Annotated in this window: 16 protein-coding genes; 10 read left to right on the forward strand and 6 right to left on the reverse strand. The window is 53.7% G+C overall.

Translation table 11 applies throughout. The features are described 5' to 3' along the window. Positions 1-13: 13 nt before the first annotated feature. The 4 genes from ACXIZX_RS04715 to ACXIZX_RS04730 are packed head-to-tail and all read left to right on the forward strand — an operon-like array spanning position 14 to position 2,794. Positions 14-469, forward strand: coding sequence for a tellurite resistance TerB family protein (locus ACXIZX_RS04715; RefSeq protein WP_008103747.1), 456 nt, complete (start codon positions 14-16; stop codon positions 467-469). Between the two features lie 25 nt (positions 470-494). Then, positions 495-1,532, forward strand: coding sequence for a TerC/Alx family metal homeostasis membrane protein (locus ACXIZX_RS04720; protein WP_007890730.1), 1,038 nt, complete (start codon positions 495-497; stop codon positions 1,530-1,532). A 50-nt stretch (positions 1,533-1,582) separates the two neighbouring features. Next, complete coding sequence (locus ACXIZX_RS04725) at positions 1,583-2,161, forward strand: TerD family protein (protein ID WP_137385348.1); 579 nt, start codon at positions 1,583-1,585, stop codon at positions 2,159-2,161. 57 nt (positions 2,162-2,218) lie between these two features. Beyond that, positions 2,219-2,794 (forward strand): TerD family protein, encoded by a 576-nt coding sequence (locus tag ACXIZX_RS04730; protein WP_479403690.1) that lies wholly within the window; start codon positions 2,219-2,221, stop codon positions 2,792-2,794. 125 nt (positions 2,795-2,919) lie between these two features. Here the strand turns inward: ACXIZX_RS04730 and ACXIZX_RS04735 are convergent, their stop codons facing one another. Both ACXIZX_RS04735 and ACXIZX_RS04740 read right to left on the reverse strand, forming a co-directional pair. Further along, the gene (locus ACXIZX_RS04735) at positions 2,920-3,600 is read right to left on the reverse strand and encodes an HAD family hydrolase (protein ID WP_061717412.1); all 681 of its coding nucleotides are present in this window, start codon (positions 3,598-3,600) and stop codon (positions 2,920-2,922) included. A gap of 111 nt (positions 3,601-3,711) precedes the next feature. Beyond that, positions 3,712-4,836 (reverse strand): AI-2E family transporter, encoded by a 1,125-nt coding sequence (locus tag ACXIZX_RS04740; protein WP_008103736.1) that lies wholly within the window; start codon positions 4,834-4,836, stop codon positions 3,712-3,714. A gap of 204 nt (positions 4,837-5,040) precedes the next feature. Here ACXIZX_RS04740 and ACXIZX_RS04745 point away from each other — a divergent pair, with 204 nt between their 5' ends. Beyond that, on the forward strand, positions 5,041-5,271 hold the full coding sequence (locus tag ACXIZX_RS04745; protein WP_479403691.1) for a DUF1272 domain-containing protein: 231 nt from the start codon (positions 5,041-5,043) through the stop codon (positions 5,269-5,271). Here the strand turns inward: ACXIZX_RS04745 and ACXIZX_RS04750 are convergent. Continuing rightward, positions 5,232-5,744, reverse strand: coding sequence for a 2-thiouracil desulfurase family protein (locus tag ACXIZX_RS04750; RefSeq protein WP_479403692.1), 513 nt, complete (start codon positions 5,742-5,744; stop codon positions 5,232-5,234). The two genes, ACXIZX_RS04745 and ACXIZX_RS04750, sit on opposite strands and share 40 nt — an antisense overlap. Before the next feature lie 765 nt (positions 5,745-6,509). Here ACXIZX_RS04750 and ACXIZX_RS04755 point away from each other — a divergent pair. The 3 genes from ACXIZX_RS04755 to ACXIZX_RS04765 all read left to right on the forward strand — a co-directional run bounded on the left by ACXIZX_RS04755 (position 6,510) and on the right by ACXIZX_RS04765 (position 9,992). Further along, positions 6,510-7,001 carry an RcnB family protein gene (locus ACXIZX_RS04755; protein ID WP_479403693.1) on the forward strand — a complete coding sequence of 164 codons (492 nt, stop codon included), beginning with the start codon at positions 6,510-6,512 and terminating at the stop codon, positions 6,999-7,001. A 109-nt stretch (positions 7,002-7,110) separates the two neighbouring features. Then, complete coding sequence (locus ACXIZX_RS04760; protein ID WP_061717410.1) at positions 7,111-7,938, forward strand: Cof-type HAD-IIB family hydrolase; 828 nt, start codon at positions 7,111-7,113, stop codon at positions 7,936-7,938. Positions 7,939-8,063: 125 nt separating this feature from the next. Continuing rightward, the gene (locus tag ACXIZX_RS04765) at positions 8,064-9,992 is read left to right on the forward strand and encodes a methyl-accepting chemotaxis protein (protein ID WP_479403694.1); all 1,929 of its coding nucleotides are present in this window, start codon (positions 8,064-8,066) and stop codon (positions 9,990-9,992) included. 135 nt (positions 9,993-10,127) lie between these two features. Here ACXIZX_RS04765 and ACXIZX_RS04770 read toward each other — a convergent pair whose 3' ends face one another. Beyond that, the gene (locus ACXIZX_RS04770) at positions 10,128-11,273 is read right to left on the reverse strand and encodes an iron-containing alcohol dehydrogenase (protein WP_479403695.1); all 1,146 of its coding nucleotides are present in this window, start codon (positions 11,271-11,273) and stop codon (positions 10,128-10,130) included. Between the two features lie 290 nt (positions 11,274-11,563). On the opposite strand from ACXIZX_RS04770, the gene gntT reads away from it, so the two are divergent. Next, a complete protein-coding gene (gene gntT, locus ACXIZX_RS04775) occupies positions 11,564-12,880 on the forward strand; it encodes a gluconate transporter (protein ID WP_061717408.1) in 1,317 nt (438 codons plus the stop codon). A gap of 39 nt (positions 12,881-12,919) precedes the next feature. Here gntT and ACXIZX_RS04780 read toward each other — a convergent pair whose 3' ends face one another. Both ACXIZX_RS04780 and ACXIZX_RS04785 read right to left on the reverse strand, forming a co-directional pair. Continuing rightward, complete coding sequence (locus tag ACXIZX_RS04780) at positions 12,920-14,002, reverse strand: malate/lactate/ureidoglycolate dehydrogenase (RefSeq protein WP_479403696.1); 1,083 nt, start codon at positions 14,000-14,002, stop codon at positions 12,920-12,922. A gap of 107 nt (positions 14,003-14,109) precedes the next feature. Continuing rightward, positions 14,110-14,355: a hypothetical protein gene (locus ACXIZX_RS04785; protein WP_008103719.1), complete on the reverse strand. Its 246-nt coding sequence runs from the start codon at positions 14,353-14,355 to the stop codon at positions 14,110-14,112. A 259-nt stretch (positions 14,356-14,614) separates the two neighbouring features. Between ACXIZX_RS04785 and ACXIZX_RS04790 the strand changes: the two genes are divergently transcribed. Continuing rightward, positions 14,615-14,698 carry a small membrane protein YohP gene (locus ACXIZX_RS04790; protein WP_479404847.1) on the forward strand — a complete coding sequence of 28 codons (84 nt, stop codon included), beginning with the start codon at positions 14,615-14,617 and terminating at the stop codon, positions 14,696-14,698. Positions 14,699-15,297: the final 599 nt, after the last annotated feature.

A 15,297-nucleotide genomic window follows, 5' to 3' on the forward strand; every position in this document is an offset into this window, starting at 1 on the left:
CAGAGGATTCACTATGAGCTTTTTCAACAAGGTTAAAGGCGCATTTAATTCCGGCCGCGATGAATTAACCAAACAAGTTAGCCGCTTTAAGAACAAGAAATTTATGCAGGGTACGGTAGCGGTTTGCGCACGCATTGCGGTGGCAGACGGCAGCGTGAGCGCGGAAGAGAAGCAGAAGATGATCGGTTTCCTACGCGCCTCTGAAGAATTGAAAGTCTTTGATACTAATGAAGTGATTGAGTTCTTCAACAAGCTGGTGAGCAGCTTCGATTTCGATCTGGAAATCGGCAAGGGCGAAACCATGAAGTACATCATGGCGTTGAAAGATCAGCCGGAAGCCGCGCAGTTGGCGATCCGCGTAGGTATTGCTGTCGGTAAGAGTGATGGTGATTTTGATGCTGACGAGCAGAAAGCGGTGCGCGAGATCGCCGTCGCTTTGGGCTTTGATCCAGCAATATTTGGTCTGTAATTTTTTTATCTTTTAAGGGTTCATCATGGTGTCTACGCACATTGGCTTCCCCGCTGAAACAGTCGCGGTTTTCATCGCGCTGTCAGTAGGAGCTATTTTTATCGACCTGTTCATGCACCGCGGCGACAAGCCGATTTCGCTGAAAAGCGCGGCGCTGTGGTCGGTGTTCTGGGTAGCTGTGGCGATGGGTTTCGCCGGTTTCCTCTATATCCATCACGGCGCTGAAGTTGCCAGCCTGTTCGTGACCGGTTACGCGCTGGAGAAAGTACTCTCCGTCGATAACCTGTTCGTCATGATGGCGATCTTCTCGTGGTTTGCTGTTCCGGATCGCTACCGTCACCGCGTGCTCTATTGGGGCATCATCGGTGCCATCGTATTCCGTGGCATCTTCGTGGCCATCGGTACCGGCTTGCTGAGCCTCGGCCCGTACGTCGAGATCGTGTTTGCGCTGATCGTAGCCTGGACCGCCGTGATGATGTTGAAAAGCGGCGACGATAGCGACGAGATCGAAGATTACTCGCAGCACCTTGCCTATCGCGGCGTGAAGCGCTTCTTCCCAATCTGGCCAAAAATGCGCGGTAACGCCTTCCTGCTGAATCAGAAAGAAGTTGATGAAGAGCTGCAGAAGCCAGAAAACAAAGATGTGACGGTTGGTCGCGGCAAGAAAGCGGCGCTGTATGCCACGCCGTTGATGCTGTGTGTGGCGGTGGTTGAACTCTCTGACGTAATGTTCGCCTTTGACTCCGTGCCGGCGATTATTGCGGTAAGCCGTGAACCGCTGATCGTGTATAGCGCCATGATGTTCGCCATCCTCGGCTTGCGTACGCTGTACTTCGTACTTGAAGCATTGAAGCAGTATCTGGTTCACCTCGAGAAAGCCGTTATCGTGCTGCTGTTCTTCATCGCGGTGAAACTGGGTCTGAATGCTACCGATCATATCTGGCATCACGGCTACAGCATCTCTGCTAGCGCCAGCCTGTTTGTGGTACTCGGCGTGTTGGCTGTCGGTATCGTACTCAGCGTGATGTTCCCCGGTAAACCCGAGGAAAAAGAAGAGAGCTGATCTTCTGCCAGTAATGTGTCTGAAAAATCATTAACCAAGAGGTAATTACAATGAGCGTTTCTCTTTCTAAAGGCGGTAACGTTTCGCTGAGCAAAGCGGCACCAACCATGAAAAACGTCCTCGTTGGCCTTGGCTGGGATGCACGTTCCACCGATGGTCAGGACTTTGACCTTGATGCGTCAGCGTTCTTGCTGTCCGCCAGCGGCAAAGTTCGTGGCGATGCTGACTTCATTTTCTATAACAACCTGGTCTCTTCCGACGGTTCTGTTTCGCACACCGGTGACAACCGTACCGGTGAAGGCGATGGCGATGATGAGTCGCTGAAAATCAAACTGGACCTGATTCCAGCCGACGTCGACAAGATCGTGTTTGTGGTCACCATCCACGATGCGCAGACTCGTCGTCAGAGCTTCGGCCAGGTTTCCGGCGCGTTTATCCGCCTGGTTAACGATGACGATCGCAGTGAAGTGGCGCGTTACGATTTGACCGAAGATGCTTCCACCGAAACCGCGATGCTGTTTGGTGAGCTGTACCGTAACGGTGCCGAGTGGAAATTCCGCGCGGTAGGCCAGGGTTATGCTGGCGGCCTCGCCTCGGTGTGTGCTCAGTACGGCATCAACGCATCTTAATTAACACGGGCAGCCACGCGCTGCCCGCATCATCCAATTAAAAGCAGGAGCTTTAAAATGGCAGTTTCTCTGGTAAAAGGCGGTAACGTTTCCCTGACTAAAGAAGCACCAACCATGAATGTTGCCATGGCGGGTCTGGGTTGGGATGCACGTGTAACAGATGGTCAGGACTTCGATCTCGATGCGTCAGTATTTATGGTCGGTGACGATGGTAAAGTGCTGAGTGATGCTAGCTTTATCTTCTTCAACAACAAGCAGAGCGCTTGTGGTTCCGTTGAGCATCAGGGCGATAACCGCACCGGTGCAGGCGATGGCGATGACGAGCAGGTTAAAATCACCTTGTCTAAAGTACCGGCTGATGTGAAGAAGCTGGTATTTGCGATCACCATTTATGATGCAGAAGCGCGTAAGCAGAACTTCGGCATGGTGAGCAATAGCTTCATGCGTATCTTCAACAATGACAACGGCGCTGAAATCGCCCGTTTCGACCTGTCTGAAGATGCGTCTACCGAAACCGCGATGGTGTTCGGTGAGCTGTATCGCAACGGTGCTGAGTGGAAATTCAAAGCCGTTGGTCAGGGCTTCGCAGGCGGTCTGTCAGCGCTGGCTTCGCAGCACGGCGTGAGCGTCTGATTTAAAGCATTGCTAACAAAGCCCCGGCTGGTCCGGGGCTTTTTGCTGTCTAAATAACGGATCAAAACCACAAAGTGCTTATTGCGTAGCGGCGAAGTGTAAATCGGTCGCCATGAATGGCGACCCTACGGATCCAGACGCAGCATGCGCAGTTTTTCCATCGGCACGCGGCGTTTTTTCCAGGTTGGATGGAAATGACGCCAGTGTGGATCCTGCGCGGCGGCCAGTAACTCAAAATCACCGCGCGTATCGCCCCAGGCGCGCAGGTGATAGTTATGCAACGGGCCGTAAACGCTTTCCAGTCGCTTAACCTTTTGCCCGCAGCGGCAGTTGTGGCCGGTAATCTTTCCGGTAAGAATGCCGTCCACCACTTCTAATTGGGTGCCGATCAGGTTGATGCCCAGACGCTCGGCGAACGGTTCTAATACCATCGCAGGCGAGGCGGAACAGATGGTCACTTCCGCGCTGGAGTTCACTTCAGCGGCAACCGCTAACAGGCCGGCTGGACGCATCAACTTGTTCCAGTTGGCCGCGCAGAACAGTTGCGCCTGCTGGCGAATCCATTTCTCCTCAACGCCGGTTAAAAAGGTGTGGATCAACACTTCTTTTAACTCATCACGCGTTAGCTTTTTACGCATGCAGCGCAGCGTTGGCAGTGCCAGTCGGGCAATTTTGCGTGCGAACGCACGTTTGCCAAAGCTGAAGCGCAGAAAGGGGATAAAGCTGTCGTGAATAGTCAGCGTGCCGTCGAAATCGAATACTGACAGAACCTGATTTTCACGCGCTAAGGAGGATTCCATGGACATGTTGTTCTCTTTTGTCGCAAGCCGTAATCAATGCAACGATGATAGCAAATGGCGGGACGATATTCTCATGCGGGAATGCGGCTACCGATAAACGGTAGCCGTTTGAAACACTTACTCGCGGATTTTGCCCTCTTCCTCGCGGGTTTTACCCTCTTCGATAAACTCTTCGTCGATCTCTTCCGAGTTCTCGCGGTTATCGCGACCGGAAAGCAGATTCCAGCAGGCAATAAACAGTGCAGCGATCAGCGGACCAATGACAAAGCCGTTGATGCCGTACACTTCCATGCCGCCCAGCGTGGAGATCAGGATCAGATAGTCCGGCATTTTGGTGTCTTTACCGACCAGCAGCGGACGCAGGATGTTATCGACCAGGCCAACCACCACCACGAAGAAGCCAATCAGGAACAGGGCTTTCCAGATGGCGCTGGTGGCGAAGAAGAAGATGGTTGCCGGAACCCAAACAATCGCGGAACCGACCGCCGGAATCAGTGACAGGAACGCCATCAAGGTGCCCCACAGCAAGCTGCCGTCAATGCCGGTGATCCAGAAGGCGATGCCCCCCAACACACCTTGCACCACTGCAACCACCACCGTGCCTTTAACCGTGGCACGTGAGACCGCTGCGAACTTCATCATCAGATGATGTTTCACGTAGGTAGAAAGTGGCAGCGCTTCCAGAATCAAGTTCACCAGCCAGGCGCCATCTTTCAATAGGAAGAACAGCAGATAGAGCATCACGCCAAAGCCAACGGTAAAGGTGAAGGTCCCTTTGCCGATCAGGAATACGCTGCCCGCCATATACTGGCCGCCTTTCAGCGCAAAACCAGAGAGCTTCTGCTGAATCTCCTGCGCGTTGTTCAGGTTGTTATCGGCGAGATAGTTACGCGCCCACGAAGGCAGATGTTGCAGCAAATCGGCAAACACCGTCGGGAACTGCGCGGAGTTGTTCTGCAGCTTGGTGTACACCGTGTTGACTTCAACCACCATCGAAGAGGTGATCAGCGCCAGCGGCGTGAACACAATCAGGCAGATAATCAGCAGCGTGGCAAACGCAGCCAGACCGTTACGATCGCCCATTTTACGACGCAACAGCGACTTCAGCGGATGGAAGATCACCGCCAGAATCGCGGCCCAGAAAATGGCAGAAAAATACGGTGTCAGCACATCAAAAAAGGCGTAGGTGACAATCGCCAAAATAACGATAAAGAAGCCTAAATTAAGTCCTTTAATACGCATTACAGTGTCTCGTTAGTAGATAAGGCGATTGAACTATAGAACGCCTTTCGGGGAATGTAATGTTTTTAGGTCAGATGGTTCGCTTAAGCGCCTGACGAGAGCAGACAAACGATGTCCCGATTTGTCCGCCTGATGTCTGTTCACTGGCTGGTGCAGCGGCATTATTACAGTGATGATGGTGGCTGAAACTCACCGGAGGAAATCATGCTGGAACTACGTCCTAACTGCGAATGCTGCGATAAAGATCTGCCGCCGGAGTCGCTTGATGCACGCATCTGTTCGTTTGAATGCACCTTTTGTGTTGCCTGCGCGGAAGGATCGTTGGCGCAGCGCTGCCCTAATTGCAGCGGTGAACTGGTGCGTCGTCCGATTCGTCCTGCTGCGGCGTTAGCGCGTCATCCGGCATCGACCACGCGACATTTATCGGCTTCATAGATCCGCTGAATCAACTCAATGAGCTGTGATTCGGCAAACACTTCAATCCCGTGCTGACGCAGCAATGCAGTTGCGACGCCCTGACCGGATCGCTGCTGGCCGCTAAAGCTGCCGTCATAGATGCGCTGGCTGCCGCAGGTTGGGCTGCCATCGGTGAGCAGGGCAAAGCGACAGCGCGCGTCTTGCGCCGCACGCAGCGCTAGCCACGCCGCCAGCACGTAATGTTGTGTGACATCGCGGCCATCCGATTCAAGGATGCGCGCCGCGCCGGTTAATACCTGTTCTGCGCTGCCGCCGTGAATTTCCGCGGGTAAACGTGGCGTATTTAAGCCCGCAGCCAGTTCAGGGCAATGGATGACCAGACGTTGTTCGCTGCGCCAGCGCGCTAAGGTGTCGGAGATAAGTTTCTTATCGCTGCCGTTATAGCGCACCGCGTATCCCATCAGGCAGGCACTGACTAATATTCTTTCCATGTAAACGTTTTCCTTAAATAACGACGCTGTCGAAATCACAGTATTAACGTGTTGCGCAACAGAGAATATATTAAGCGCGATATTAATCACTGGTGTGAATTAATGGGGGCAGGAAAGGGATTGTATCGTAATAATGGCGGGTGAATGATGAATTACACTGAACTCTGATCGCATAATGCAGCATGAAAAGTGGGTGCTCGGTCAAAATTCATTGATTTTATGGGTTATTCTTCTTTCTTATTATGACGTTAATGTTGCTTTCTGGCGGTCGTATTTATGTCGCTTTGAATCTGGTCAGAGCACAGACCTTATTTAACCTGAAACAACGTTTCGCAAAATATTATTTCATCTTGTTGGTTAATTTTTACGTATTTTTCTGAAAAGTAGCCCTTCTCAAAAGAACTTTTCAATTTTAAATGGTATTGTTTACTGGCAATGCTAGTGATGTGGCGTTGTGTGCTTCAGTTTTACCCTCACTTTTGCAGGGTTTACCCCTTTATGCAATTTATGGAAATTGAATTATCCTCCCGATCCTTGCGATCGGGTTTTTCTTTATTTTCCCCGCTTTCTCCCCAATAAACGAGCATGCGTCCGTTCGATCCAGCTAATGTCAGAAAATACACAATCGTTAAGAAAGTGATAAGTTGACGTAATTTCCTGTAAGTATCCGGTTTTTAAGAGTTTTGGAAATGCTTTTCTGTCTCCATTTAATCAATAGTAATGCTCAACGGCACAGCAACCGCCGTTATCCTTGGAGGCAACACCATGAAAAAAACAACACTAAGTCTTATTGCGTCATTTATTGCATGCAGCACACTGTTTTCAAGCGTCTCTTGGGCAGACGGCCCAGGTGACCAGCGCTGGCAGTCGCACGGCGGCGACCAGCATCAGGACCATGGACGTGGCCCTGATCATGGCGGCGACCGCGGACCGGATCGCGGTGATAATCACGACCGTGGCCACGATCACGATCGCGGACCTGGCCCGGATCGTCACGACCATTATGCTGAACATCGGATGCCGGAAGGGCATCGTGGCGGCGACCGCTTCGCCTGGGGCGGCCATGACTTCCGTCGCGGCTATCCGGCACCGCCGGAGTTTCGTGGTCCGCACTATCGCGTAGATGACTGGCGCGACCGTGGTCTGTATGAGCCACCGCGTGGTGAGCATTGGGCTTATATCGATGGTAATTACGTGCTGGTGGCCGCAGCAACCGGCATCATCACCGCGATTCTGCTAAACGGCGCCTTCAACTAATCTTCCCCAGCGGATGGCTTCGGCCATCCGTGTTTCTCTCCGCTTTATCCGCTCACCAGGTTATTCTCTCTGCGACCCGTTTTTCCTTTCGATACGTTAAGGAGTGATGATGACCGTGGTAAAAATGGTGGCGGTGGATAAAGACGGCACCTTTCTCGACGACAATAAACAGTACAATCGCGCGCGTTTTAACGCCTGCTATCAGGAAATGAAGCAGCGCGGCATTAAGTTTGTGGTAGCCAGCGGCAACCAATATTACCAACTCAAATCCTTCTTCCCTGATATCGCCAGCGAAATTGCCTTCGTGGCGGAGAACGGCGCATGGATTATCGATCGTGATGAAGAGTTATTCTGCGGCGAGTTCTCCCGTCAGGATATTGATGCGGTGCTGGATACGCTGCACAACGGTAATTATCCCGAACTGCGCTACATCCTGTGCGGACGCGACAGCGCCTACTACTTCGAAGGCCTCGATGAAAAGTGGCTGGTGAAAATGCGTCACTACTGCCATCGCCTGAAGGCGATTCGCAGCCTCGATGAAGTGGCGGGCGATAAGCTGTTTAAGTTCGCGTTAAATCTGTCTGATGATTACGTGGAACCGCTGATGGCGGACATTGAGCGTCTGCATCAGGGTGCGGCGGCCGCCACGTCCAGCGGTCACGGATCGGTGGATTTGATTGTGCCTGGCAACCATAAAGGCCACGGCCTTGATCTGTTGGGCAAACGCTGGGGCATCGAACGCAGTGAAATTCTGGTGTTTGGTGATGGCGGTAACGACCTCGAAATGCTGCAGCAGTCTGGTTTCAGCTTTGCCATGGCGAACGCACCGCAGAAGGTCAAAGATGCGGCGCGCTTTGAAGCGCCGAGTAATAACGACGAGGGCGTTTTACAGGTAATTGAGCAGATGCTGGCCGGCAAACCACCGTTTGTCATCTAATCATCATTTATAGCTGAATTTATTCTTTGCTTTGCCGATATTCGATTGTGACGGAACGCACAATTCGCCGCTGAGCGGCACTTCTTATCTCAATCGTTAATGCAGTCGGTTAGAAAGGATAAATTATGTTGCCAACCCGTTTGGCTACCCGCATGACGCTGGGTGGCCTGCTATTACTGTGCGTCACAACCGCAGTGGTATTCTCCGTTCTGTTGTTGCGCGGCCAACCGCGCGTCATCGAGGCCAGCCATACGCTGATTGAGCAGGCCGGTAGCAATCTGGTCAGCCAATTAAATCAGCAGCTGGTGCGCATTGAAGGCGAAGCCGTCAGCATGGCGCGCCTTGCCGAAGTGTTGCCGCACGATGCTACGTTGTGGCAGCAAAGTTTCCCGCAAATCATCAATAGCAGCGGCAATAAAACCATTGCCGGCGGCGGCGTGTGGCCGGAACCCGATGCTTTTAGCGCCGGTGTGCAGCGTCGCAGCTTCTTCTGGGCGCGGCAGAGTGATGGCGCGCTGGCCTATTCCGATGACTACAACCTGCCTGCGGGCAACGGCTATCAACAGGAAAGCTGGTACAGCGCGGTGCGCAATGGACCACGCGATCGTTGCGGCTGGTCTGAGGTTTATCAGGATCCGGTATCCGGCGTGAAAATGGTGACCTGCAGCGTGCCGTACGCGGCGGGCGATCGTTTTGCCGGTGTCGCGACGCTGGATGTGCAGCTGGATAACCTCGCGGGCTTTATGCAGCAGAAAGGGCAGGTGACTGGCGGCTATGCCTTTGCGCTCGATAGCGCGGGCAATCTGCTCTATTACCCAGGCCAGGATGTGAAATCGCTCACCACCCTAAGCAGCCTGGCGGAAAAATCCAACTGGCTGGCACCGTTGGCCGCACGTATCGCTCAGTTAAAAGGCGATGGCAAGGTGTTGCAGCTGTCGGATTTCAATGACGACTACTTGCACACCAGCGCGCAGGTCACGCTGTTCCGCATGCCCGGAACCGGTTGGGTGATTGGCCTCGTAACACCGGAAAGTGCGGTTAGCGGTCTTGCGCGCACCATGATGCGCGACATCTTCACCTTCCTGATTCCGGCGATGATCGTGCTGCTGCTGTTAACCTGGGCGTTTACCAAACGTATTGGCCAGCGCCTGAAGGCCACGCATGCTGCGCTGGATGAGATTGCCAATGGCGATGGCGATTTAACCCGCCGCCTGACCAAAAGTGGGCGCGATGAGCTGGCGGATATCGCCGGTGCGTTCAACAGCTTTGTCGATAAGATCGCGGGCGTGATTACTCGCGTGCAGGGCAGCGGCGAAACGGTGGCGGCCAATGCATCAGGATTGGCGCACAGTAACACCGCGCTGTCGGAGAAAATTGCCGAACAGGCCGCAGCACTTGAACAGAGCGCCGCAGCGATGGAGCAGCTTAACGCGACCGTGCAGCAAAACGCCGAAAATACCCGACTGGCTGATGCTGCCGCCGAACAGACCGCGCAGATTGCCCGCAGCAGCAGCGATGTGATGGGCGAAGTGGTGAGCACCATGGGCGCTATCCAATCCTCGTCGCGCCGTGTGGCGGAGATCCTGACGGTGATCGATAGCATCGCGTTTCAAACCAACATCCTTGCGCTGAATGCGGCGGTGGAAGCGGCACGCGCCGGTGAGCAGGGACGCGGATTTGCGGTGGTGGCGTCTGAAGTGCGGGCCTTAGCCCAGCGCAGCGCCACGGCGGCGCAGGAGATCAAAGCGCTGATCGCCGATTCCGATAGCAACGTGCTGGCCGGCAGTAAGCTGGTGCAAGGCGCGGGGCAGCAGCTTTCGCAACTGGTCACTGACGTGCATAAAGTGAAGCAAGTGGTAAGCGAGATGCGCGTGGCCGGCGATGAGCAGAGCAAAGGTATCGCCGAAGTTACGCTGGCGGTGTCGCAGATGGAGCGCGGTATTCAGCAAAACCTGATGCTGGTGACGCAAACCGCCGAAAATACCCAGGCGCTGCGTGATGAAGCGGCGCAGCTGGCGCAAGAGATCGCGATGTTTAAAGTGGCTGAGCGTTAATTTCCATATGCATGCAGGTGCGCATGAATGCGCACCCTACGAAAAACGCGCCAATCCTTGTAGCGTCGCCATTTAGGGTGACCGAAAAACGCTTAACTGACGAGCATGAGGGCAGCGTTGGCTGCCCGTTATCATTTAGACGATGCGCCAGGCCGCGGCGATCATCTCGGTTAACGTGGGTGCGTCGTAGCTGACCCAACCGTTTTTGCTATTGGCGCGCGACACAATCCAATCCACGTCGGTGGCTGACAGCGTTGGGCCGTCTAACCAGAACGGCACGATCGCCTGCTGCTGGATCCAGGCTTTCAACGCCAACGCGGGCGGCGCGGGATCGTCCGGCAACAGCTGTTGACCGAGCTGCGCCATCAAACATTGCTGCTCAGCATATTCGGTTTCCGCCAGCACATCGAGGAACGGGAACAGTAAGCGTCCGCACACTTCGCCGTGATGGAACGGTTTGATCGCCCCCAACTCTCCAGCAATACCGTGGATCACGCCCAATCCGGCACTGCTCAGACACACGCCACCCAACCATGACGCCATCATCATCGCTTCTCGCGCGGCATCACCACGCTCGTCGTCACGGTTTAAATCCGGCCACGCTTTGAAGAACAGTCGCAGCCCATTCAGCGCGGTTTGCTGGGTAAACAAATTACCTTTGCGCGACAGATAGGCTTCGAATAAATGGGTGAAGGCATCGATGGCGCAGGTTGCCAGTACGCTGTCTGGCGCGCCTTTTAGCAGATCGGGATCGAGAATCGCGACCTGCGGCACAAAGACTGGATGGCGCAGCGACGCTTTGACCTGAATGTGCTGCTGATCGGTCACTACCGCATTCTGCGTGGCTTCGCTGCCGGTGCCCGCCGTGGTAGGAATGGCGATCAGCGGCAGAGTCACCGCTTGCACTGGCGTATCACCGACTTTCTCCAGATAGCGTGCGGTATTCAGCGGATGTTGCATCATCGCGCTAAAAGCTTTGGCCGCATCCAGCACGCTGCCGCCGCCAATCGCCACCACGCGATCAATATGGCCGCGCCAGCGTCGCACCCAACCATCAATCTCATCCGGCGAGGCTTCATGGCTGACGATCTCGTAACCGATGATCTGATCGTTGAGCGCGGCGCCCAGGCGCGCCCAGGCTGGACCGTTAAGGAATGAGCGGCCGCAAAACAGTAGCGTCGGCTGGGTACTGGCCGCCAGCAGCGGAATCAGCTGGTCAATACTGCCGCTACCAAACAGGGTTTGTTGATTACTGTACAACTCGATCAGATTCTCACTCACCTGCATGTCCTTCTTGTTTGGCGTAAAGACCTTAGTGTAACCAAAAGCCGTGACACTCCCGCTGCAAACATTCTGATAACGCGCAGGCAAAAAGTTGATCACCTTCGCAAAACAGAAATTCCGCCGCTGCGGCTGGTGCTTTGTACGCAATGTTACCCTTAACATGATACCCGTAACATTGCTCAGCAGGATGTTTTCCTGCGGCGCACGCTGTTGATTCTCATGTCCTCTGGGATAACCAAAATAAACCGCTGCCGGTGATTCACCGCGCGCAAAAGTGGAGAAAAATTATGCCATTACTCTATGTGGCGATTGGCGTAGCGTTACTGCTGCTGCTGATGATTCGTTTCAAACTGAACGGATTTATCGCGCTGATTCTGGTGGCGCTGGCCGTAGGCATGATGCAGGGCATGCCGGTCAACAAAGTTATCGTTTCGATTAAAACCGGTGTCGGCGGCACCTTGGGCAGCCTCGCGCTGATCATGGGCTTCGGCGCGATGCTGGGTAAACTGCTGGCAGATTGCGGCGGGGCGCAGCGCATCGCCACCACGTTAATCGCTAAGTTCGGCGAGAAGCATATTCAGTGGGCGCTGGTGCTGACCGGCTTCACCGTCGGCTTTGCGCTGTTCTATGAAGTGGGCTTTGTGCTGATGCTGCCGCTGGTGTTCAGTATCGCTGCCTCCGCGCGCGTGCCGCTGCTGTACGTGGGTGTGCCAATGGCGGCAGCACTTTCCGTAACGCACGGCTTCCTGCCACCGCATCCGGGCCCAACCGCGATCGCCACGCTATTCAATGCCGATATGGGTAAAACGCTGCTGTACGGAACGCTGCTGGGAATTCCAACCGTTATTCTTGCCGGTCCGGTTTATGCGCGCTTCCTGAAAGGCATTGATAAGCCGATCCCGGAAGGCTTGTGGAACCCGAAAACCTTTACTGAAGCTGAGATGCCTGGCTTTGGCGTCAGCGTCTGGACGGCGTTGGTGCCGGTGGTGCTGATGGCTCTTCGTGCGGTGGCGGAGATGTTGCTGCCGAAAGGTCACGTGTTATTGCCGTATGCCGAGTTCTTTGGCGACCCGATCATGGCAACCTTGATAGCGGTGCTGATCGCCATCTTCACTTTCGGTCTGAACCGTGGCCGCAGCATGGATGAAGTGATGGGCACCATCACCGATTCGATCAAGATCATCGCGATGATGCTGTTAGTGATTGGCGGTGGCGGGGCGTTTAAACAGGTGCTGGTGGACAGCGGCGTCGATAAATACATCGCCAGCATGATGCATGAAACTAATCTGTCGCCCATCTTCATGGCGTGGTCGATTGCAGCCGTGCTGCGTATTGCGCTGGGCTCCGCGACCGTGGCGGCGATTACGGCTGGCGGTATTGTCGCACCGTTGATCGTCACCAGCGGCGCCAGCCCGGAACTGATGGTGATTGCGGTCGGCTCAGGCAGCGTGATTTTCTCTCACGTCAACGATCCAGGCTTCTGGCTGTTTAAGGAGTATTTCAACCTGACCATCGGCGAGACTTTCCGTTCATGGTCGGCGCTGGAAACCATCATTTCAGTGTGCGGTTTGGTGGGCTGTTTACTGCTTGCCAGCGTCATCTAAGCATCAAGGCTGAGGCATCGCGCCTCAGCCGCTTGCGGTTTACTGCGTCAAGGCGCGGAACGCCGCGAGTTCTTCTTGCGGCATTCCTGCCTGTAACGCCGCGTCACAGATTTGCTCCCAGCTATTACTATCCAGTGGAATGCCATCGCGTTCACGTGCCACGCGGTTTTGCTCTTCCCACTCGCCGGGCACCTGAATCGGTGCATCGCCACTTTGCGGCGACTGTTTCACCCACTCGAGGAATGATTCTGCTTCTTCCTGCATCGCGGGCGCATCAAACGCATCCGGATTAACGATGATGGTGGTCATGCAGTTGAAAATGGCATCGTGACTGGTGACCAGCGTGTCATCATGCGTGGTGCGGCCGCCCGACAGCGCGCCGCCGAGGATTTCGCACATGGTCGCCAGCGCATAGCCTTTGTGCAGACCAAACGGCATCAGCGAACCATACGGCGCCTGATGCATCACGCCCGGTTCGGTGGTCGGCTGGCCTTGATGATCAATCAGATAACCTGGCGCGACCTGCTGCTCTTTGTTCCACGCCACCCGCGTTTTACCAAAGGCGATGCCGCTGGTGGCGAAATCGAGCAGCAGCGGTTTGGCATTGCGACGCGGGAAAATGGCGCAGAACGGATTGGTGCCAAAACGACGATCGCTACCGTTAAAAGGTGCCACCATGGGATCGCCCATCACATTAACGAAGTGAAACGAGACAAAACCGGCGGCTGCGCACTGTTCCGCCCAATGGCCGATGCGACCAATATGGTGCGAATGGTGTAAACCAACCGCTGCAATGCCGAGTTTGGCCGCGCGCTCAATGCCAAGCTGCATCGCCTCAAACGCCGCGACCTGACCAAAACCGTTATGGCCATGTAGCGTCAACACCGCACCGGCGTCTTTTGCCACGCTGGCATGTTGATTGAGTTGCAGAAAACCTTGCGCCAGCGATTTCATGTAGCTCGGAATCATGCCAACGCCGTGTGAATCGTGACCAGCCAGATTTGCGGCGACTAAGTGGTCGGCGACCAGGCGCGCCTCATCGGCGCTGCTGCCAGCATGTAACCAAATGGCTTGAACAAACTGATGAAGGCGGGAAGGGGGAATAAGATGCAGAGTACTCACGCGGTTAATCTCCTTATCATGAACGATATTGCATCCTGCGACGAAACCAGTAATAACCGCAAGTCAGTGATAAAGAAGTAAAGGGCCACAACGTGTGGCCCAAAAACTCAGTGCGGCTGTTCAAAACCCGCTTTGACCATTTGATCACGTAACGCGCGGGTAATTTCTCGATTCCCGCCGGTGACCGGATAAATGACATTGTTGACGACATCGTCAAGATAATGCTCTTCAAACTCCTGCATGGTGAGTTGCGTGCCACCTTCATCATTTATCGCAATACTGCCGCTGATGTGGTTGCCGTAATCCTTTGCCTTAAGGCTGTAACGCCCCATGCTGGTATTAATCGTGCTCATAAGAATCTCCTTGTTACGTAGGCATTGATAACAATTGAGGCCTCTTCAGGCGAAGTAAGTTTAGCCTGTAGACGGGCGCTGAGTGCGGTAATAAGGGGAAGGAAAAGTGAATGCTGCGACCCGTCTCGCAGAAAATAATCTGCGCCAGACGAAATAAGAATATAGGGCTGTGACCACGCTCGCAGCGCCCAGCGAAGGCAGAATGATCATCTATACTGGTTAACAGACACGTTATTTTTCATACTTGAAGGAGCGAACAATGAGAATAATTCTGTGGGTCATCGCCATCATCTTCATCGTTGGATTACTGACAATTACAGGCGTCTTTAAACTGATTTTCTGACAACGACAGGCACCTGCGGGTGCCTGAATTTTTATTCAGCATAGGATTTTTCGCTGTCTTTACAGGATAAGACAGGCAAAATGAGATCGTGCAGATTTAGCGGTTTCTGACATCGTGCGCAGCAGGCGCCATGATGATTTGTCGAATCGACCTTTTCGCAGTCGGATAACGTGTAAAAAAATTTAGCGCAACCGCAGCGGCTACAACGAATAGTCATGTCAGTTTTTTCCCCATCTCCGTCCTGGAGTATCGAGATTTATCTTATTCGTCTGATGAGTTCAATTGATAAATTTTATTAACTTATTCCGTATGTGAATTGTTTGCGCTAAGTCTCTGAAAGCTATCTTATTGCTTGCCGTTATCATTACAGCAGGTTTGCACTTTATGTACATTCCGCGGTAATGCCTATCCGTTTATCTGACGTTTCAATTTCGCGCCCTGCTTGAGATAAAATTCGCCAACATCCAAGAATTTGCCTGGAGAGATTAAGTTCATTTTTTACTATCATCCTGGCAATTACGTTAGAAACTCGTCGTAAAGGAACCTGAAAAATCCGCCTTCGGGTAATAAATTTTTCAGCATGACTTAACAGGAAATTA

The organism is Candidatus Pantoea symbiotica (assembly GCF_056491525.1).